The 19909-nt window shown below is 46.1% G+C and carries 17 protein-coding genes; 9 read left to right on the top strand and 8 right to left on the bottom strand.

The genetic code is table 11. The features are described 5' to 3' along the window. Window positions 1-198: 198 nt before the first annotated feature. From C9I99_RS10555 to C9I99_RS10540, 4 genes are all read left to right on the top strand, one after another. Window positions 199-1254: a 3-deoxy-7-phosphoheptulonate synthase gene (locus tag C9I99_RS10555; RefSeq protein WP_107348829.1), complete on the top strand. Its 1056-nt coding sequence runs from the start codon at window positions 199-201 to the stop codon at window positions 1252-1254. Window positions 1255-1332: 78 nt separating this feature from the next. After that, complete coding sequence (locus C9I99_RS10550) at window positions 1333-1815, top strand: YajQ family cyclic di-GMP-binding protein (RefSeq protein ID WP_107348828.1); 483 nt, start codon at window positions 1333-1335, stop codon at window positions 1813-1815. 644 nt (window positions 1816-2459) lie between these two features. Next, the gene (locus tag C9I99_RS10545) at window positions 2460-3752 is read left to right on the top strand and encodes a serine/threonine transporter (protein WP_107348827.1); all 1293 of its coding nucleotides are present in this window, start codon (window positions 2460-2462) and stop codon (window positions 3750-3752) included. A gap of 172 nt (window positions 3753-3924) precedes the next feature. After that, window positions 3925-4767: a pirin family protein gene (locus C9I99_RS10540; RefSeq protein ID WP_208113400.1), complete on the top strand. Its 843-nt coding sequence runs from the start codon at window positions 3925-3927 to the stop codon at window positions 4765-4767. A gap of 84 nt (window positions 4768-4851) precedes the next feature. Here C9I99_RS10540 and C9I99_RS10535 read toward each other — a convergent pair whose 3' ends face one another. The 7 genes from C9I99_RS10535 to C9I99_RS10505 all read right to left on the bottom strand — a co-directional run bounded on the left by C9I99_RS10535 (window position 4852) and on the right by C9I99_RS10505 (window position 12806). Beyond that, window positions 4852-6234: an alanine/glycine:cation symporter family protein gene (locus C9I99_RS10535; protein WP_107348825.1), complete on the bottom strand. Its 1383-nt coding sequence runs from the start codon at window positions 6232-6234 to the stop codon at window positions 4852-4854. Window positions 6235-6407: 173 nt separating this feature from the next. Continuing rightward, a complete protein-coding gene (locus C9I99_RS10530; RefSeq protein WP_107348824.1) occupies window positions 6408-7337 on the bottom strand; it encodes a Kdo(2)-lipid IV(A) acyltransferase in 930 nt (309 codons plus the stop codon). Window positions 7338-7780: 443 nt separating this feature from the next. Further along, a complete protein-coding gene (gene lpxL / locus C9I99_RS10525; protein ID WP_107348823.1) occupies window positions 7781-8743 on the bottom strand; it encodes an LpxL/LpxP family Kdo(2)-lipid IV(A) lauroyl/palmitoleoyl acyltransferase in 963 nt (320 codons plus the stop codon). A 301-nt stretch (window positions 8744-9044) separates the two neighbouring features. Continuing rightward, on the bottom strand, window positions 9045-9626 hold the full coding sequence (locus C9I99_RS10520; RefSeq protein ID WP_107348822.1) for a NapC/NirT family cytochrome c: 582 nt from the start codon (window positions 9624-9626) through the stop codon (window positions 9045-9047). A gap of 12 nt (window positions 9627-9638) precedes the next feature. Continuing rightward, window positions 9639-10094 carry a nitrate reductase cytochrome c-type subunit gene (locus tag C9I99_RS10515; protein ID WP_107348821.1) on the bottom strand — a complete coding sequence of 152 codons (456 nt, stop codon included), beginning with the start codon at window positions 10092-10094 and terminating at the stop codon, window positions 9639-9641. Between the two features lie 10 nt (window positions 10095-10104). Next, on the bottom strand, window positions 10105-12597 hold the full coding sequence (gene napA, locus C9I99_RS10510) for a nitrate reductase catalytic subunit NapA (RefSeq protein WP_107348820.1): 2493 nt from the start codon (window positions 12595-12597) through the stop codon (window positions 10105-10107). Window positions 12598-12668: 71 nt separating this feature from the next. Beyond that, window positions 12669-12806: a periplasmic nitrate reductase, NapE protein gene (locus C9I99_RS10505; protein WP_107348819.1), complete on the bottom strand. Its 138-nt coding sequence runs from the start codon at window positions 12804-12806 to the stop codon at window positions 12669-12671. A 184-nt stretch (window positions 12807-12990) separates the two neighbouring features. Between C9I99_RS10505 and C9I99_RS10500 the strand changes: the two genes are divergently transcribed. Next, window positions 12991-13284 carry a winged helix-turn-helix domain-containing protein gene (locus C9I99_RS10500; protein ID WP_107348818.1) on the top strand — a complete coding sequence of 98 codons (294 nt, stop codon included), beginning with the start codon at window positions 12991-12993 and terminating at the stop codon, window positions 13282-13284. Window positions 13285-13305: 21 nt separating this feature from the next. Here the strand turns inward: C9I99_RS10500 and C9I99_RS10495 are convergent, their stop codons facing one another. Next, complete coding sequence (locus C9I99_RS10495; protein WP_107348817.1) at window positions 13306-13659, bottom strand: YajD family HNH nuclease; 354 nt, start codon at window positions 13657-13659, stop codon at window positions 13306-13308. A gap of 349 nt (window positions 13660-14008) precedes the next feature. On the opposite strand from C9I99_RS10495, the gene C9I99_RS10490 reads away from it, so the two are divergent. From C9I99_RS10490 to C9I99_RS10475, 4 genes are all read left to right on the top strand, one after another. Then, window positions 14009-14668: a DUF2760 domain-containing protein gene (locus tag C9I99_RS10490; RefSeq protein WP_107348816.1), complete on the top strand. Its 660-nt coding sequence runs from the start codon at window positions 14009-14011 to the stop codon at window positions 14666-14668. Beyond that, window positions 14668-16503, top strand: a complete 1836-nt coding sequence (locus C9I99_RS10485; RefSeq protein ID WP_166645427.1) for an Hsp70 family protein — start codon at window positions 14668-14670, stop codon at window positions 16501-16503. The genes C9I99_RS10490 and C9I99_RS10485 overlap by 1 nt, the downstream gene beginning before the upstream one ends. A 225-nt stretch (window positions 16504-16728) precedes the next feature. Next, window positions 16729-19563, top strand: a complete 2835-nt coding sequence (locus C9I99_RS10480) for an Hsp70 family protein (RefSeq protein ID WP_107348815.1) — start codon at window positions 16729-16731, stop codon at window positions 19561-19563. Window positions 19564-19672: 109 nt separating this feature from the next. Continuing rightward, window positions 19673-19876, top strand: coding sequence for a helix-turn-helix domain-containing protein (locus C9I99_RS10475; RefSeq protein ID WP_107348814.1), 204 nt, complete (start codon window positions 19673-19675; stop codon window positions 19874-19876). The last annotated feature ends 33 nt before the right edge of the window (window positions 19877-19909 follow it).

Genomic DNA, 19909 nt, shown 5'->3' with positions numbered 1-19909 from the left:
CTTAGGTATCTATATAGATGGCATACTTCAATTGCTCAAAATGGCAGCATGCATTGATCTATTTTGATAAAAGACGAAGTAAAAAAGAAAGCACTAGAATAAAAATCTAAGTGATATCACAAGTTTGGTTTATTCCTGCCAACTTTTGGGCTATCTTTACGCGTCAATAATTTTTGTAATACCGAGATAGGCAACACTATGCCAATGAAAACAGATGAACTCCGCACCGTTAGCCTTGGGCTTATGCCAACGCCTGCTGCGGTAGAAGCTGCTTACCCAATCACAGATGAAATTGCGGAGCATATCGCCCATTCTCGTCGTCAAGTTGAAGCTATTCTCACGGGTCAGGACTCCCGTCTTCTTGTTATCGTTGGTCCTTGCTCTGTCCATGATCCTGATGCCGCTATCGACTATGCAAAACGCCTTCAAGCTGTTCAGGAAAAATATAAAGATACGCTATTTATTGTTATGCGTACGTATTTTGAAAAACCGCGTACTGTTGTGGGTTGGAAAGGTTTGGTCTCTGATCCTAACCTCGACGGCAGCTTGGATTTAGCCAAGGGTCTACACACAGCCCGTAAATTGCTTGTTGATATTAATGCGCTCGGCATGCCGACAGCTACCGAATTCCTCGATATGATCACAGGCCAGTACCTTGCTGACCTGATCAGCTGGGGTGCTATCGGCGCGCGTACAACAGAATCTCAAATTCACCGCGAAATGGCTTCTGCGCTATCCTGTCCGGTTGGATTTAAAAATGGTACCGACGGCAATATCAAAATTGCCATCGATGCCATTCGCGCCACACGAGAATCGCATGTCTTCTGCTCACCAGCCAAAAACGGTGAAATGACCATCTACCGTACATCAGGTAACCCTCATGGCCACGTGATTCTTCGTGGTGGTAAGATGCCAAACTACCATGCAGAAGACATTCAATCATCTTGTGACACATTGGCTTCATTCGATTTACCAACCCGTTTGGTTGTCGACTTCAGCCATGGTAACTGCCAGAAGCAACATAAACGCCAACTTGATGTTGCTGCCGACATTTGCCAACAGATTAAATCAGGCAGCCAGTATATTGCGGGCATTATGGCCGAAAGCTTTATCGTTGAAGGAAACCAGGCTGTCGATACCGACAACTTAGATGCATTAACTTATGGCCAGTCGATTACTGATCCATGCATCAACTGGGACGATACGGTTATCCTGCTAGATATGCTTTCTAATGCAGTAAGTACCCAGCAATAACTGACTCAGGTATGGCCATTGAATGCCATGCCCTAATACAAGATATAATTAAATCACTAAACAATTAGGATTAAGCACATGCCATCTTTTGATATTGTTTCTGAAGTCGACTTCGTTGAAATCCGAAATGCGGTAGAGAATGCCTCTCGTGAGCTTGAAACTCGTTTTGACTTCCGAGGTGTAGAAGCAAGCTTTAAACTCGAAAAAGAAGTCGTTAAGATTACGACAGAATCTGATTATCAGCTAGGTCAGCTCATCACGATTCTTCGTGGTAACCTTGCCAAGCGCCACGTTGATGCTCAATCAATGGATCAAAAAGACACCACACGTACCGGTAAGTCTTTTGCTTGCAACGTTGAATTCAAGCAAGGCGTCGATACTGCCGTAGCGAAAAAAATCGTCAAAATGATTAAGGATGAGAAGCTAAAAGTACAAGCTTCTATCCAAGGCGATAAAGTACGCGTAACAGGCAAGAAGCGCGATGATCTACAGGCGGCGATGGCACTTGTTCGTGGTGCTGAACTGGGCCAATCATTCCAGTTTGATAACTTCCGCGATTAAGCAGTACGCCCGAACGAATATAAAACCGCCGCTAGGCGGTTTTTTTATTTGCGCTCGTGGGTTGTCAGCCCAAATTTCAACATGCTCAATTTTGTTTATTATCTAATTATTTACATCATCTAACCCTTAAAGTAATGGCGACCAATCGATAATCCAAAACCAAATACAATTAATATCTGTTAACAAAACTCAATACACCCTCACCAATAGACACAAAAAATCATAACTGGATATTTTATGGTTTTAAACAAGTGCCTGAATATTGTGCAAACAGACTCGTAAAAGCGAAAAACCATAGTTGTGGTACGGATAATCCCCTATACTTGCCGCGTCCTATCTAGGGTTCCAGTTGTTAATTTTAAAGGTTTTAATAAGTTAGAGATTTAGAGCAGTCATTACCAAGTTGCATTGTGCATGCATGGAATTAGCGCTTTTAGACCCAGGACGTCGATATAATCACTTTTCTGTTTTAAAGTGATTCCTCCCACAATTTGCTCCTAATATTGTTCGTTTGAACCTGCAAATAGTTGTTTGCAAGCTGCTCTGACTCCTTTGCTGACATTCCATCAGTAAAGCAGGGAAGATACACAGAAGAGAACCCCTTGAAGGCTATATACACTATACCTATAAAGGAGATGTCCATAATGGACACTGTGAAAAACAATACCGCTCATTCTCAATCAACCACTTCAGCAAAGCTTGGATGGAAAAAAGCCGATACTCTATGGGTACTTGGCCTGTTTGGTACCGCTGTAGGCGCAGGTACCCTGTTCCTTCCAATCAATGCAGGTGTCGGTGGCCTGATCCCGCTCTTAGTGATGACAGTACTTGCGCTACCAATGACCTACTTCGCTCACCGTGGTATGACACGCTTTGTGCTTTCAAGCTCCAATCCTGGCGCTGATATCACTGAGGTAGTAGAAGAACACTTTGGTGCAGGCATGGGTAAAGTTATCACTTTGCTTTACTTTTTTGCTATTTACCCAATCCTGCTGGTATACAGTGTGGCACTGACTAACACGGTTGAAAGCTTCATGATCAACCAACTAAGCATGGTTCCACCAGCGCGTTGGATCCTTGCATTGGCGCTGATTATCGGCCTGATGGCAGTTGTCCGTTTAGGTGAAGAACTTATCGTTAAAGCGATGAGCATTTTAGTTTTCCCGTTCGTAGCGGTTCTACTAGCATTAGCTCTGTACTTGGTTCCAGAATGGAATGGCGAGATATTCAACCATGTTATGCCTGCAGAAGGTGGGATGACGTCAGTATTTATGGCGGTATGGTTAATTCTTCCTGTGATGGTTTTCTCATTTAACCATTCACCAGTGATTTCATCTTTTGCAGTAGCAATGCAAAAAGAACACGGCGAAAATGCTGAACCTCAAGCGCGTCGCGTACTTCAGCGTGCTCACATCATGATGGTTGTTACCGTTATGTTCTTCGTGTTCAGCTGTGTGCTTTCTTTGTCTCCAGCGAACCTCGCGGAAGCGAAAGCACAAAACGTTTCAATCCTGACTTATCTGTCTAACCACTTTAATACACCAATGATTGCTTACGCTGCACCTATTGTAGCGATTATCGCAATTACCAAGTCATTCCTTGGACATTACATTGGTGCGAGCGAAGGCCTAAATGGCTTAGTCCTTAAAGTCGCGCGAGGACGAGGCAAAGAAGTGGGCCCGAAAGCCCTAAACGCTTTCACTGCTACCTTTATGCTTGTTACGACTTGGATTGTGGCAACAATCAACCCAAGTATTTTGGGTATGATTGAAAGCCTTGGTGGTCCTATTATCGCCATGCTGCTATTCATCATGCCGATGTATGCGATTAAGAAAGTTCCGGCGATGCGTAAATACTCTGGTGCTATCAGTAACGTATTTATCGTAATTATCGGCCTGATCTCTATCTCAGCGATTTTCTACTCTTTGGCTCAGTAAGCCATAAAATCACTATTATTCAAGGCCATCATCCGATGGCCTTTTTTATATCCCACCCCGTCCTTTCTCCCACTAAGCATATTCGATTTTTTCTAACATCTTGTTCGTCAATGGCTACTGTTTGTTACCGTAAACTCTGCATACACTGAAACCATACGCAGTTTAGGAGGCAATTATGGCTATTCGACAAATCCAGTCCCTCATTCCCGCCCACCCTTCCTCTGATGGTGACGGTGTCCGAATTCAACGAGTCCATGGGTTTAGTAACCCTCTATTCTCACCCTTCTTGATGATCGATGAGCTGAAATCAGAAAGCGCAGTAGACTACATAGGTGGTTTTCCATCTCACCCGCATCGCGGCATAGAAACTCTGACCTATATGCTAAAAGGCCATTTCCAGCATAAGGATCACATGGGGAATGTTGGAGAGCTCAGTGACGGTGGAGCACAGTGGATGTCTGCAGGAAAAGGCGTGATCCACAGTGAAATGCCAATGATGACTGACGGACAGCTTCACGGCTTTCAGATCTGGATAAACCTACCAGCAGCCAAGAAAATGCAACCTGCGGATTACCATGATTTCCAGTCTGACGTTATCACGCAATACCAGCAAGAGGATGGCAGCCTTATCAGAGTTATTGCCGGAGACTTAACGATCAAGGGAATAACCTTTTCCGGCCCATTACAACAAACAGGGGTTCCTGTAACGATTGCTGATTGGCAAACAAACAAAGCAGCGACCTTCAACAGTTGCCTCAACCCTGACTTTCAAGCCATGCTGTACGTTTATAGGGGAACGATAAACATTGGGGAGAAAGCGATAAGCGCAGGTACTCTCGCCATGCTTGGTAGTGGTGAAGGCTTGGCTATTTCAACCCGAGGTGAGGCTGGCGTATTGTTGTTATCAGGGCAGCCAATCAACGAACCTGTCGTGCATTACGGTCCGTTTGTGATGAATAGCATGGAGGAAATAGAACAAGCGATTCAGGATTATCAACAAGGCCTGTTGGTGTGAGAACCACTGTGTAGGCGGCTCCGGTGGTAAAAACATCTAGCCGCCCCTTTGAGATAGTGGTTTTACTACAACAATAATAAATCGCTATTGTGGATCTGAGCCCTTCATTTTTTCTTGTGCCAGTTGGGCGAAATATTCCTTCGTCAGCTTGAAAACCACAGGGCTTAACAGTGACAGTGCAATCAAATTCGGGATCGCCATCATGGCATTGAGCGTATCGGCGAGTAACCAGATAAACTCTAACGAACTGGTTGCCCCAATCGGCACGGCAATAACCCACAACACCCGAAAAGGTACGATAGCCTTTACACCAAATAAATATTGGACACATTTTTCACTGTAAAAGCTCCAACCTAATATTGTGGTAAAGGCAAAAATAGACAGCGCTATTGCAACCACATAATTGCCAATTCCGGGTAATGCAGAGGCAAATGCAGCCGATGTTAAGGCTGCTCCTGTTTCACCACTAAGCCAGGTACCTGAAACGACAATGGCTAAGCCTGTGATGCTACAGACAATAATCGTGTCAATAAATGTGCCTAGCATGGCTACTAAGCCTTGAGCTACCGGGTTTTTAGTTTGCGCGGCAGCATGAGCGATGGGGGCACTACCTAGCCCTGCTTCATTAGAGAAAATACCACGGGCAACACCAAACCGGATTGCAGCCCACACTGCCGCCCCGGCAAAGCCGCCTTGTGCGGCCACTGGCGTAAAGGCGCTACTAATAATTAAACTGAAAGCCGCCGGAATATCGGAAATGTTCATCAGAAGAACAATCATGCCGGAGGCGATATAAAAAGCAGCCATCAATGGAACCAACTTACCGGCAACATCAGCGATACGCTTGATCCCGCCCATAAGTACGAGCCCAACTAATATCATCATTATCAGCCCGGTAACCACTGGAGAAACACCAAAGCTCGATTCAACAGCAGCTGCTACAGAGTTTGACTGTACGGTATTACCAATACCAAACCCGGCTAATGCCCCAAAAATAGCAAATGCCGTCCCCAGCCAGGTCCACTTACTGCTCAGACCGTTTTTGATATAGTACATAGGGCCACCAACATGGTTGCCATTAGCATCCGTTTCACGATATTTTACTGCGCATACCGCTTCGGCAAACTTCGTTGCCATACCGACTAATGCCGTACACCACATCCAAAATAAAGCACCCGGCCCACCCAAAAATATAGCCGTCGCTACACCGGCAATATTACCTGTGCCGATAGTGGCAGACAAAGAGGTCATTAAAGCATTAAACGGGCTGATCTCCCCTTTGGCCTTTTCTTCTTTCTCAGGGATCCTTCCTGCCCAGAGCAGCCTGAAGCCAGCGCCTATTTTCACAATCGGCATTAACTTTAAGCCAAGAGTTAGATAAATACCCACCCCAAGGATAAGCACCAACATGGGTATTCCCCACACAAAGCCATTTATAGCTGAGACAAAATTCGCGATTGAATCCATCCTTGCCTTCTCTTTTTATATTACATACCCCAAAAAACATAGGCGTCATTAACTATAAGTTCAACATCGAGGCGTAGAAAGACAATGCACGAGAGCAAGCAGGAAGGAGTACAGCATGGGCATTAAAAAAGCTTCACGGGGAAGCTTTTATCATCTCTTAATTGGGGGCAGTATTAATCATACAATGATGATTCACCCTCTGGCCGGGTTTTGAAACGACGATGGAGCCACATATATTGCTCTGGCGCTTCCATGATTGAACGCTCAACGGCCTTATTAACATAGGCGGCTGCAGCGTCAGGATCATTATGAGGAAACGCATCCAGTGGCGGGAAGACTTTAAGTGTATAACGCCCTGAGTCGGTATTACGCACCATCGCAAAAGGAACTACCGCACAATGCGACGCATCCACCAGCAAACTTGTACCGGTTGTCGTACACGCTTGCTCAACCGCAAACAAAGGGGCAAAAGTCGAGCGTCGCTTACCATAATCATGGTCTGGGGCATACCATACGCGCTCACCTTTGCGTAGTGCACGCAACATGCCTTTCACATCTTTACGATCAATCATGTATTTGTTGGAACGGATACGACCTGTAAACTGGAAATAATCAAAACAAGGGTTATTATTTGGTCGATATACACCTACACCTGGTGTTTTCATACCGAAGGCACGCGCACCAAGCTCAAGGTTTAATGAATGCACGGCAACAAGCAATACCCCTTTACCTTCCGCTTCAAGTTGATGGATATGCTCCATGCCTTCATAAGTCACATGGCGTTCAACGCGGATGTCGGGCCAAAACCAAGCCATACCCGTTTCAAACATCGCCAAACCGGTATTATCAATATTCTTTTTCATCAATATATCGCGCTCTTGTTGCGACATATCAGGGAAGCAAAGTTCTAGGTTACGAGCGATGGTATGCTTACGCTTTTTAATAATACGCATTGCCAACCGTCCAAGTCCCTGCCCAAGCCGAAACTGAATAAAATATGGCAACCAACTGATGAGGTACATCACTCCGACCATCAGCAGGGTTAACCAATATCGTGGATGTAAAAGCGACTTTGTAAACGTAGGCGCTGTAAATTTACTCATAAGCAATGGTATCCCGTTATTATTTTTATTCCGTACCTATATTTTATCCGAGCAACCAATGCCAGAAAAATTCATTGACGGAATTTATATCGAACACTGCATTCTATTGTGTGGCGATCGGCTATGCAAGGGGATGAAGTTTTGTACCATTAATTTTCAGTTTACATTAAGCGAGTGAGCAGAGATGAAGCAATACATGTTGCAGGAGTAATCAAATATAAGGCACTTATTGTGGCCAAATCAAATAACACCGAAGCCATCAAACGACAGAGTCGGCGTTGAGATGTGTCAGTATGAGTCAGTATGAGTCAGTGGGGTATTTATAGAATAAAGGAGAGCGGCCGAACAAAGCCAATTTACAACAGTTGGGGAAATTGAGAATGGTGACTTGAATAAACAAGCCACCAACTTGCGTTAAGTGAGCCTTTTACAGACTGATGGGGTTAAAGAGCACGTGAATGTAATTCAAACCCTTCTTGACTGTATAGAGATGGCTCACCTTCAGGGCGAGTTTTAAAGCGACGGTGTAACCACATGTACTGACAAGGCGCAGCCAGAATCGCATTTTCAACCGCTCTATTGATAACAACGGCCGCTTTTTCCGGGTCATTGCGCGGGAACTCTTCCTGCAACGGGGCAATAGTTATCACATAATCCCCTGAATTGGTTTCGCGTACCATTCTAAACGTCATCACCTCACAGCCGCTGTTGTCCACTAGCAGGCTAGTTCCTGTCGTCGTACACGCTTTTTCAACAGCAAACAAAGGGGCAAAAGTCGAGCGTCGGCGACCATAGTCATGATCAGGTGCGTACCATACACGAGCTCCCGTGCTCAATGCCTTCAACATCCCTTTGACATCTTTACGGTCGATCAATGTTCGGTTGGAGCGGGCCCTTCCTCGGTACTGCACAAAATCAAAACAAGGGTTATTATTCGGACGGTATATCCCGGTCCCTGATTTGTGAATCCCAAACGCACGTGCCGCGAGTTCTAAATTCAATGAGTGTACGGCAACGAACAATGCACCTTTGCCTTCTTGCTCAAGCTTTTCGATATGCTCCATGCCCTCGATGCGAACATGGCGCTTAACCCGTGCATCTGACCAAAACCAAGCCATGCCAGTTTCGAACAAGGCCAGTCCCGAATTATCAATATTCTTCTTAACGATATCTTTCTTTTCGTTTTCAGTCATTTCTGGAAAGCAAAGTTCAAGATTTCGCTCAATAGTAAAGCGGCGCTTTTTCATTAGCCCCATGGCTAAACGTCCAACCCCCTGTCCTAATCGGCGCTGAACAACATAAGGCAGACAACTCAGCAAATACATCAACACGATCAGTATTAGGGTTGGCCAATAACGTGGGCTAAGTAGATTCCAAGAAAAACGAGGTGCAGCAAATTTGCTCATAGATAGTTATCGCAATAAATAATGTCTAATTTAATCTGAGTGCTTTGTGAAAACACCGTCAATCACTTGCGAATCATACGCTGGCAGCGCTCAAAAACATAGCTAATTTGTGTGACACAAGCACTTTTATGAGCACAGCCTGAAAAAATGACAATTTAAGAATAAACAAATGAAAGTGAACGATGTTTTTATTTACTCACTAACAAAAAAACGACTTAAATATCCATACCTTAAGTAAGGTGTCTATTTTAGCCGTTTTATTTGATTAATTTTGGTAAAACTCTATTTTTGAAATTTTCAGTTAAAAGCCTTCAACCCCTTTCATGTCTGGCAATCGATGTGCAATACCTTTATGGCAGTCAATACAGGTTTTAGAGCCATCAGCCAGTGAGCTTGAATGCTGCACCGATGCGCGTTGGGACTGCTGTGTAAAATCCATATAACTGAACTCATGGCAGTTTCGGCATTCAAGTGAGTCATTTTTCTTCATTCGAGTCCACTCCCGACTTGCCATGTGTAGGCGTCGAGCCTCAAATTTTTCAGGGGTTGATATCGCGCCGGTGATCCATGCCCAGACCTCTTTAGAAGCCTGCATCTTGCGGGCCATCTTATCAGTCCAATCATGCGGTACGTGGCAGTCTGAGCAGATCGCCCTCACCCCTGTACGATTATTAAAGTGAATCGTGCCCTGGATCTCCTGATACACGTTATCCTCATGGCAACTGACACAGAATGGTTCTGAGTTTGTAAATTCCATCCCGGTGTTAAATGCCCCCCAGAAAATAACCCCTGCGATAAAACCACCTAATGTCAAAAAACCAATACTGAAATACTTCGCGGGTGAACGGATCAATGTCCACCATTTTTTTAACCATTGCCACATACGCCTCCCCCCTTACTTCTCTTGATCGAGCAGCGTATCGAGATCGGTAAATGAGTTACCTACCAATGGTTTAGCATCGGTTTGTACCACATGACACTGCTCACAGAAGTAACGCCGTGGCGATAGCTCTGCAAGAAAGTTACCGTCTCTATCCATGTAGTGAGTGACACTGATCATTCTCGCCTGTGTATCTTCTACCCGACTACGGGCGTGGCAGGCCATACATTTATTCGCATTCAAATCTACTTGGTAATTATCGATCTTATGAGGGATCAACGGCGGTTGCATTGGATAGCTCCGCTTTGGGATCCTGTCGTTATTAACTGTTTTGTTCATTTGCGGTGGTTCTGGTTCACCATTGAGAGCGTATTGACGTGTTGTTGCCAATTCATCCCCTTTGATAGCCTCCGTTGCCGCAATAACAAGCCCGGTAAAAAACAATAAAAGTACAGCAAATAGTTTATTCATGGTTGTACCCCTATGCCTTTACCACTTTAACCGCACACTTTTTAAAATCGGTTTGCTTAGAAAGTGGATCGGTAGCATCCAGTGTAACCTTGTTGATCAATTGGCTTGCATCAAACCATGGTACAAAGACCAGCCCTTTTGGTGGCTTGTTCCTACCACGCGTTTCCACCCGGGTAATAATTTCACCCCGTCGCGAAACCACCTTAACGGCATCACCACGCCGCATGCCCCGTGCTTTCGCATCTTCTGGGTGCATAAACACCTGTGCATTAGGGTATGATTTGTGTAACTCTGGTACTCGCCGTGTCATTGACCCCGAATGCCAATGTTCCAATACTCGACCAGTCGATAGCCACAAGTCATATTCTTCGTCAGGGCTTTCTGCCGGTGCTTCATATGGCAAGGCGAATATCACAGCACGACCATCAGGCTTACCATAAAAATCAAAATCACTTCCTGGCTTAGCATACGGGTCGGAGCCTTCCTTGAATCGCCACAACGTTTCCTTGCCGTCAACAACAGGCCAACGTAAGCCTCGCCCTTCGTGGTATACCTCAAAGGGCGCTAAGTCATGGGCATGCCCGCGACCGAACTGAGCATATTCCTCAAACAACCCTTTTTGCAGGTAAAAGCCATAATCCGTCGACTCGGCGTTGCTGTGTCCCTCTGCAATGTCTTCCAACGGAAACTCGTTAACTTGGCCATTGGCAAACAACACGTCAAAAAGGGTCTTGTCTTTGTAACTTGGATTAGCATCGAGCAACTCCTTCGGCCAGACCTCATCGGTCTTAAAGCGCTTAGAAAACTCAACCAATTGCCAAAGATCCGATTTCGCCTCTCCCGGCGCATCCACCATTTGGTGCCAAAGCTGAGTTCGACGCTCGGCATTACCATACCCTCCTTCCTTTTCTACCCACATTGCAGCGGGTAAGATCAAATCTGCCGCCTGAGCTGTTGCGGTAGGATAGGCATCAGACACCACAATAAAGTTGTCGGGGTTTCGATAACCAGGCAGGGTTTCTTCATTGATATTAGCTGCAGCTTGCAGGTTATTGTTTACCTGTATCCAGTAAGCATTGATTTTACCGTCTTTGAGCATCCGGCTTTGCAGTACAGCGTGTGCACCGACCTTGCCTGGTATAGTGCCATCCGGTAACTTCCAGATTTTTTCTGCAATTTTCCGGTGCTCAGGATTGTTGACCACCATGTCGGCAGGAAGACGATGGGAAAACGTACCGACTTCTCGAGCCGTACCACATGCCGAGGGTTGACCGGTCAATGAAAAAGGACTGTTACCCGGTGTTGAAATTTTACCTGTCAGCAAGTGGATGTTGTAAATCAAGTTATTGCACCACACACCGCGAGTATGCTGGTTAAAGCCCATGGTCCAGAAAGACATCACCTTGGTATCGGGATCGGCATAGAGCTCAGCTAACTCGATCAGTTTATGTTGCGGCACGCCCGACATTTCACTGGCTTTTTCCACTGTGTAATCAGAGACAAACGCTTTGAATTCATCAAATGTCATTGGCTCGGAGTCACCACTATCAGGATTTTTGGCTTGCTGTTGCAGTGGGTTATCCGGCCGTAACCCATAACCAATATCCGTCGCTCCCCGGCGGAAATTTACATGCTTGCCGATAAAGCTATGATTTACTTTATCGTTCGTGATGATGTAATTCGCTATGAAGTTGAGAATGGCGAGATCAGATTGAGGGGTAAATACGATAGGAACATCAGCTAACTCAAAACTACGATGTTCAAATGTAGAAAGTACCGACACCTTGACATTGGGATTGGATAATCTGCGATCGGTTACCCTTGTCCAGAGTATCGGGTGCATTTCTGCCATGTTTGATCCCCAAAGCACAAACGCATCAGCAGCTTCGATGTCATCATAGCAGCCCATTGGCTCATCGATACCGAAAGTACGCATGAATCCAACAACCGCCGAAGCCATACAGTGCCTTGCATTGGGGTCAATATTATTCGATCGGAAACCTGCCTTCATCAGCTTCGATGCCGCATAGCCTTCATAGATTGTCCACTGCCCCGACCCAAACATACCGATAGCTTCTGGGCCTTTTTCTTTTAGTACCGCTTTCCACTTTTCGGTCATGATATCGAAAGCTTGATCCCAGCTGATTGGGGTAAAGTCCCCCTCTTTATTAAACTTTCCATCTTTCATTCTTAACAGCGGTTGGGTCAGGCGATCCTCACCGTACATGATCTTAGATAAGAAGTAGCCTTTGACACAGTTGAGACCGCGGTTTACCGGTGATTTAATATCACCATGGGTAGCAACCACCTTGTCATCTTTAACCCCAACATTTACTGAACACCCAGTCCCACAAAATCGGCAGGGTGCCTTTTCCCAGGTGATATTAGTTTTCTCAGAATCAGTAACCACATTACTCGCCACAACGGGTATCGACATACCAGCCGCTGCTGCTGCGCTGGCTGCAGCCTGCGCCTTTATGAACTTACGCCGGGAACATTTCATTGCTTTCTCACTCAACTATTGCTTCACGGTAAAACACTCAAATACACAAGCTTTTGATATTTTTATTTTTACTAGCCTGCTAATACCTGTAAAAACCACACAAAAAACCCATAGCCGCCGACAACAGCAACAGCAAGAATCGGAAATAGTACAATGGTAATAAACAGAAAAGCCTTTAGTTCAGAACGTTGCCGGTTAGCATCACTCATCTGTAACTCCAATTAGTATGGGTACTTATAACTCTAGCTAGCTTCCGAGAATTTGATAACTTGGTGAGATAAAAACCTTCGCTGAGAACCGCTCGCAATAATAGTACGGGTGATCTTTTGTGCAACAAACGCAATATTGATGTTAGGGTGATTAGACAAGCGTTGTTAAAAAAGGAGTCATGGAATGACTATCAGTAAAACGAAATCAAGCTTTTACCGGCGACTATATGTCGCACACCTGATTGATTCAGGGGTAGCAACCGTACCCGATATCCTTGAGTATACCGGTATGCCACGGCGCACAGCTCAGGACACGATCAAGAGCCTTAGCGAACTTGATATTGTGTGTAGTTTCAAGCAAACAAAAGGCGATCGCAATCGCAGTGGGAAATATGAAATAGAAAACTGGGGGGCGATCAACAAAACGTGGATCGCCGAAAATATTGCTGAAATCAAATCGGTTCTGAATTACCCATAATCACAGCAAGTTGGTGGCAGGTTATTTTTTCTTATCCATCATCGCTTTAAGATCGGCAAATGGATTAAACGTCGCGGCTTGGTGATCATCTTCACCCGCTTTCACCACACTGCCCATCTGGTTGTCGTGCTCGGTATATTTTTCATGTTCATGATCATGACAGAACAAGCAGAGCAACTCCCAGTTACTCCCATCTGCAGGGTTATTAGTATGATCATGGTCAACATGGTGTACTGTCAGTTCACGCAGGTTTGAATAGACAAACTCACGGCTACAACGGCCACACACCCAAGGGTATAGTTTCAGTGCTTTTTCTCGGTAGCCTTGCTCTTGTCGGGCATACGCCGCACTGGTTCCATAAAAATCAGAAGACATTTTCTCACCTAGGATTTAATTTTGGTTTCATCGCTAGTCTAAAGGATTTCGTATTGTAGTGCTGCTAAACAATAAGAAATTCATGAATAGTCTCACTGAATGAAACATTTTACGCTAAAAATGAAAGCTATGATTGCTAAAATTGACAAGATAAAACAGTGTATCATTTTATAAACGACCAAATGACAGAGTAATGTCAATGTTAATTGGTGCTAAATTAAGCGACAAGACGGCTAAATGCTTAATAGAGGGCAAAAAAATACCCCCCTTGGATGTAATGCACCTTGATTATGATAATATTTGCCCTAATTTGTGAATTAAACTCTCATTCATATAGAGAAGACGACATATGGCTTTTGATTTTTCTGAACTAACTGTGGACTTATCGGCAATGCCGACAACGATTGATATGGGCCATGCTTGGCTGGGCGGATTAGTGCTCGTCATGCTGGTACTTTATATCTCGAAGAAAGGTAAACCGGTCGAAGTCGAGAAAGTTGTTGAGAAAGAAGTCGAGAAAATCGTTGAGGTTGAAAAACCTGTCGAGAAAATCATCGAGGTCGAAAAAGTTGTTGAAGTTGAAAAGATCGTAGAAAAGATCGTTGAAGTCGAACCTAAACTTAAAACATCGACACCAGATGCTGCACTGCAACTTCTTTCCCTGCTTCAGCAAGAAGCACGCTTTATTGACTTCATGCAAGAAGATCTCAAAGGTTTCAGCGATGCTGAAATCGGTGCTGCTGCCCGTGTTATTCATGAGGGTGGCCAGAAAGTACTCTCTGAATACTTCAGCTTTGCCCCTGTACGCGCCGAAGAAGAAGAATCGCGTATCACATTACCACAAGGCTTCAACGCTTCTGAAGTTCGTCTTACAGGTAATGTTGTTGGCGAGGCCCCATTTACCGGAACCCTAATCCACCGCGGCTGGAAAGTGACCGACATTAAACTGCCTAAACTGGCTGAAGGTCACGATGCAAAAATTGTTGCCGCCGCTGAGGTAGAACTGTGATGCAAGAAATTCAAGAACATCGTTATAGTGTTGGTATCGACCTTGGTACCACCCACTGCGTATTATCTTATGTTGATTTGCAAGACGACGACGCTAGCGTTAATGTCATGCCAATTGCCCAACTTACTACCCCGGGTAATGTTGAAGAAAAAAACCAACTACCCTCCTTTATGTATCAAGCTCACGAATCTGAGCTAGCCGAAGGTGATACCGCCCTACCATGGTCAGCTCACCCAAATGCGATTGTTGGTGCAATGGCTCGTGGCCTTGGTAGTAAAACCCCTATTCGCTTGATCGCCAGTGCGAAAAGCTGGCTATGCCACGGTGGCGTTAACCGCCGTGATGCCTTCCTGCCTTTAAATAGCCCGGAAGAAGTTGAAAAAGTCTCGCCGGTTGAAGCGACACGCCAATACCTTGCCCACCTTGCCGAGGCATGGAACCATCAACACCCAGAAACACCGCTGTTTGAGCAAGACGTTACTATTACCGTCCCTGCATCATTCGACCCAGCGGCTCGTGACTTAACAGCAGAAGCGGCCCGTGAAGTGGGTTTCAAGCACATGACATTGCTTGAAGAACCACAGGCTGCCGTATACAGCTGGCTCAAGAACAACGACGATACCTGGCGTGATCAGGTTTCTGTTGGCGATGTGATTCTGGTTGTCGATATCGGTGGTGGTACCACTGACTTATCTTTGGTTGCAGTGACTGAGGAAGAAGGCAACCTAACGCTAAACCGTGTTGCGGTTGGGGATCATATCCTGCTTGGCGGCGATAACATGGACCTTGCCCTTGCCTACCGCTTAAAGATGAAGCTGGCACAAGAAGGCAAGCAACTTCAGCCGTGGCAAATCCAAGCGATCACCCATGCTTGTCGTGATGCCAAAGAAGCCCTGCTAAGTGACGCAGAGCTTCAAGCTGTACCGATTGTGGTCCCTAGCCGTGGCTCAAAACTGCTTGGCGGCACACTGCAAACCGAGCTTACCCAAGAAGAAGTACAGCAAACGCTGGTTGAAGGCTTCTTCCCACGCAATACCATTGAGCAGCACCCAGTTGAGATGCAGCGCGGTGCACTGACGCAAATGGGTCTGCCATATGCTCAAGATGCGGCAGTATCTCGCCATGTTGCAGGCTTCCTGAGCCGTCAGTCTTCAGCAGTTGATGAGCTGTTTGAAAAGTACGACCAACTACATGAAGGCTTTATCCGTCCTACTGCCATCTTGTTCAACGGCGGTGTACTGAAGTCTGACTTGCTGTCTGAGCGCCTGCTTTCTATCATCAACAGCTGGCTAACAACGGCTGACAGCCCAGAAGCGAAACTGCTTGAGGGTCTTGACCTTGATCTTGCAGTTGCCAGTGGTGCGTCTTACTACGGTTCTGTCCGTAAAGGTAAAGGCGTTCGTATCCGTGGTGGTATCGCTAGCAGCTACTATGTGGGTATCGAAAGTGCCATGCCGGCAATCCCTGGCATGGAGCCACCACTGGAAGCACTCTGTGTTGCACCTTTTGGTATGGAAGAAGGTACACATGCCGAGGTACCTAGCCGCGAATTTGGCTTGGTCATTGGCCAGCCTGTGCAATTCAAATTCTTCGGCTCAACGGTTCGCCGTGATGACGCAGCAGGTACCCACCTTGATTGGTGGCAACCAGAAGAACTTGAAGAACTACCGGCTATTCAGGTAACGCTGCCGGTGTCTGAAGGCCGTTCGGCAGGCGAAATTGTACCTGTACGTCTTGCTTCTCGTGTCACCGAATTAGGCACCCTTTGCCTTGAAGCCATTCCGACCGATGGTGGTCAAAAGTGGCAGGTAGAATTCGACGTTCGCGAAAAATAATTTGCTAGAATAGTCAACGGCGCCTCAGGGCGCCGTTTTTTTATAAGTCTTGATGATAAATCTAGTTGACTGCATGGACAGATCAATCCATTAGATGTAAACAATATATTATTGAAATCAAAGATTTGTTCGTAAAGATAAAGCCTTCATTAATGCACTCAATGCCCTTTTGGGATACTATCTAAAGCCTTAAAAAGTATTAAAACAACCCGTCTGGAGTAATGAATGACTTCTCCTCGCTACCTTGTCGGTATTGATCTCGGAACAACCCACACGGTTGTTGCCTACACGCCGATTTCAGCTAACCTAGAATCGAGCCCAATCGAGATCTTTGAAATAGACCAACTTATCGCCCCTGGCGAGGTCGCACGTAAACCTCTTCTTCCTTCATTTCGCTACCACCCTGCCATTGGCGAAATTGACCCATCTTTAATGGTACTGCCATGGGATATCGAACCTGTAGAAGGTGATATTCAACACGCTATCGTTGGTGAACTTGCTAGGGAGATGGGCGCCAAGGTTGAAGGACGCCAAGTTGTCAGTGCCAAAAGCTGGCTATCACACACAGGTGTCGACAGAACCGAAGCTATTCTCCCTTGGTCGGCCAACAACAGTGTTGAAAAAGTTTCACCTGTCATCGCCAGTGCCAGTTATCTTAACCATGTTCGCCAGGCATGGGATTACCACCACCCAAGTGACAAGCTCCACGATCAGGAAGTTGTGATCACCGTACCGGCCTCTTTTGACGAAGGAGCACGGGCATTGACATTGGAAGCCGCCAAACTGGCTGGCTTTGGTGATATTCTGCTGCTTGAAGAGCCACAGGCAGTCTGCTACGACTGGTACGCAAAAAATAAAGATCAAGCCGAAGTACTGCTTAAAGACATTCCGTTATTAATGGTCTGCGATGTAGGCGGTGGTACCACCGATCTGAGCTTAATCAAAGTGGGTACTAAGGATGACAAGCTGACTCTGGATCGAATCGGCGTTGGTGATCACCTTATGCTGGGTGGTGACAACATTGACCTTGCCCTCGCCCATCTTGCCGAGCAACGCCTTCATGGTGCCAGCAAGAAACTCAGTGCCTCCGGCCTGTCTAAACTCATCCAACAAACTCGTAAAGTCAAAGAGCAACTGCTATCTGGCAACGCTCCTGATACCGCGAAGGTAACAATGCTAGGTAGTGGTTCACGTTTGATTGGTGGCGCTAAGAGTATTGACATGACGCGCGATGAGGTCCATAAAATCGCGTTGGACGGTTTCTTCCCGCAAACCGACTTCGGCGATCAGCCAAGTCATCGTCAGGCAGCTGTTATCGAGTTCGGCTTGCCGTATGCCGCGGATCCTGCGATCAGCAAACACCTGGCCCAATTCATTGCGTTGCATGATACGGTTTGCCGTGAGTCGCTCCAAGATTCTCCCCTTTCACCAGATGCCGATCAACCCGCAATTCCAGTTGCAGTGCTTCTAAATGGCGGGGTATTCAACAGCCCACTGTTATCTAACCGGGTACTAGACACGTTCTCACACTGGAAAGGTGACAATGTCACCCAGCTGGATAACCCTCACCCCGATCTGGCTGTGGCTTATGGAGCCGTCGCCTACGCCAAAGCACGGCATGGAGCGCAACTCAAGATTGGTGGGGGTTCTGCCCGTTCGTTCTTCTTGGTACTTGAGAACAAGAAGCGCGAAAAACAGGGGCTATGTCTGCTACCAAAAGGCATTGATGAAAGTACGGAAATTCGCCTGAAAGACCGTAAGTTCGCCCTCACATTGGGAGAGCCGGTCCGGTTTAACTTGGTTTCATCAACTGATGATAGTCACACCCAAGCCGGTGAGATATTTACGATTAATGAAGAGAGCTTTGTTTCGTTGCCGCCTTTCATTGCCACGTTAGACAGTGATCGCGATCGTGCCGAGCTGGCTGCCAACCAGAAAGACCGCGAAGAAGTCACTCTAGCCTGCCAACTCACAGAAGTCGGTACCTTGCAGCTAGAGTGTGTCAGTACCCATGATGACAACAAACGCTGGAAAGTCGAATTCGCTATCCGTAAAGATTTAGCCAAACTCCACCGCGATGGCAATAATTCAAATCTTGCCGAGTCGGCTCTACCTACTCGTATGGATGACGCCATTGCACTGGTAAAACAAGCTTACGGCGGCAGTACCAAGAACAATGACCCGAAAACCATTAAAACGCTGCGCAGCCAACTGGAGAAAGCACTAGGTAAGCGTGACAACTGGGAAACCCCTTGTCTGAGAGAGCTGGCTAATGCACTTCTCGATAGCAAAAAGCGGCGTCGTCGCTCTGATCTCCATGAGAGAAACTGGCTAAAACTAACCGGTTTCACCATGCGTCCTGGCTTTGGCTATCCATCTGATGATTGGCGGATGGAGCAGGTATGGCAGCTTTACCAACACGGTATTCAATCCAGTACCAGCACGCAGACTTGGAGCGATTGGTGGACATTCTGGCGCCGTATTGCGGGGGGCCTAAGCCAAGAGAAGCAATTGGTTATTTATAAAGACATTGCTAAGTACATCAACCCCGCAGCAAGCCGTAACAGTAAGCTGGCAAAAGAACTGCAGGAACGTAGCTACGAAGATATGGTGCGCCTGGCTGCAAGCTTAGAAAACTTGCCATTTGACAAAAAGCTCCAGCTTATTGAATGGATCTTCGGTCGATTGCAGAAACCACAATATTCCCAAGCGCATTGGTGGGCTATTGGCCGTATTGCAACACGCAGTCCTTTCTATGGCAGTGCACATAATTTGCTCACACCGCAACACGTCGCATACTGTTTACCAGAGCTGATGGAGTTCGACTGGCGCAAGGATCCCAACATCGCTTTTGCCGCTGTAATGATGTCTAGAATGACTGGTGACCGCACTTTGGACATTGACGAAAAGAATCGAAATGACGTTATTTTGAAGCTAAAATCCAGCAAAGCGCCAGAAAGTTGGATAAAGATGGTGTCGACCGTCAAGGTCTTGACAGAGAGTGAAACTAAGCGCGTATTCGGTGATGCACTACCAACAGGATTATGCTTAATCGATTAAGGTTCTGTTAGGGTTCAGCTGGTAATCTCATCAATCATAAATGAGAACTAATTTTTCTTCCTAAGAGATTTGCTCTGGGAATGTTTTTTGCCTAGCGAGTACACAACACATGAACCGTTCACAATATCGAATTATCGCACAGCGGATTTTTAAATCTGATAATCAGCGCATTGCAGTTGAGGCTGTGATCTTCGAAGGCCTATCTAGCTACGAAGCTGAGAAGCGCTTCGATGTGCCAAAAGGCACACTTTCACGCAACGTACGTAAATACAAGCGTGAAGTTGAATACCTAAATACGGTTGTAGCGGCCTAGTTTATCGGCTTAAATCTAAAACGGAGAATGATG

Origin of the sequence: Photobacterium lutimaris (genome assembly GCF_003025555.1) — a bacterium.
Lineage (GTDB): Bacteria > Pseudomonadota > Gammaproteobacteria > Enterobacterales > Vibrionaceae > Photobacterium > Photobacterium lutimaris.
This window is presented reverse-complemented; position numbering and strand designations above follow the sequence as displayed.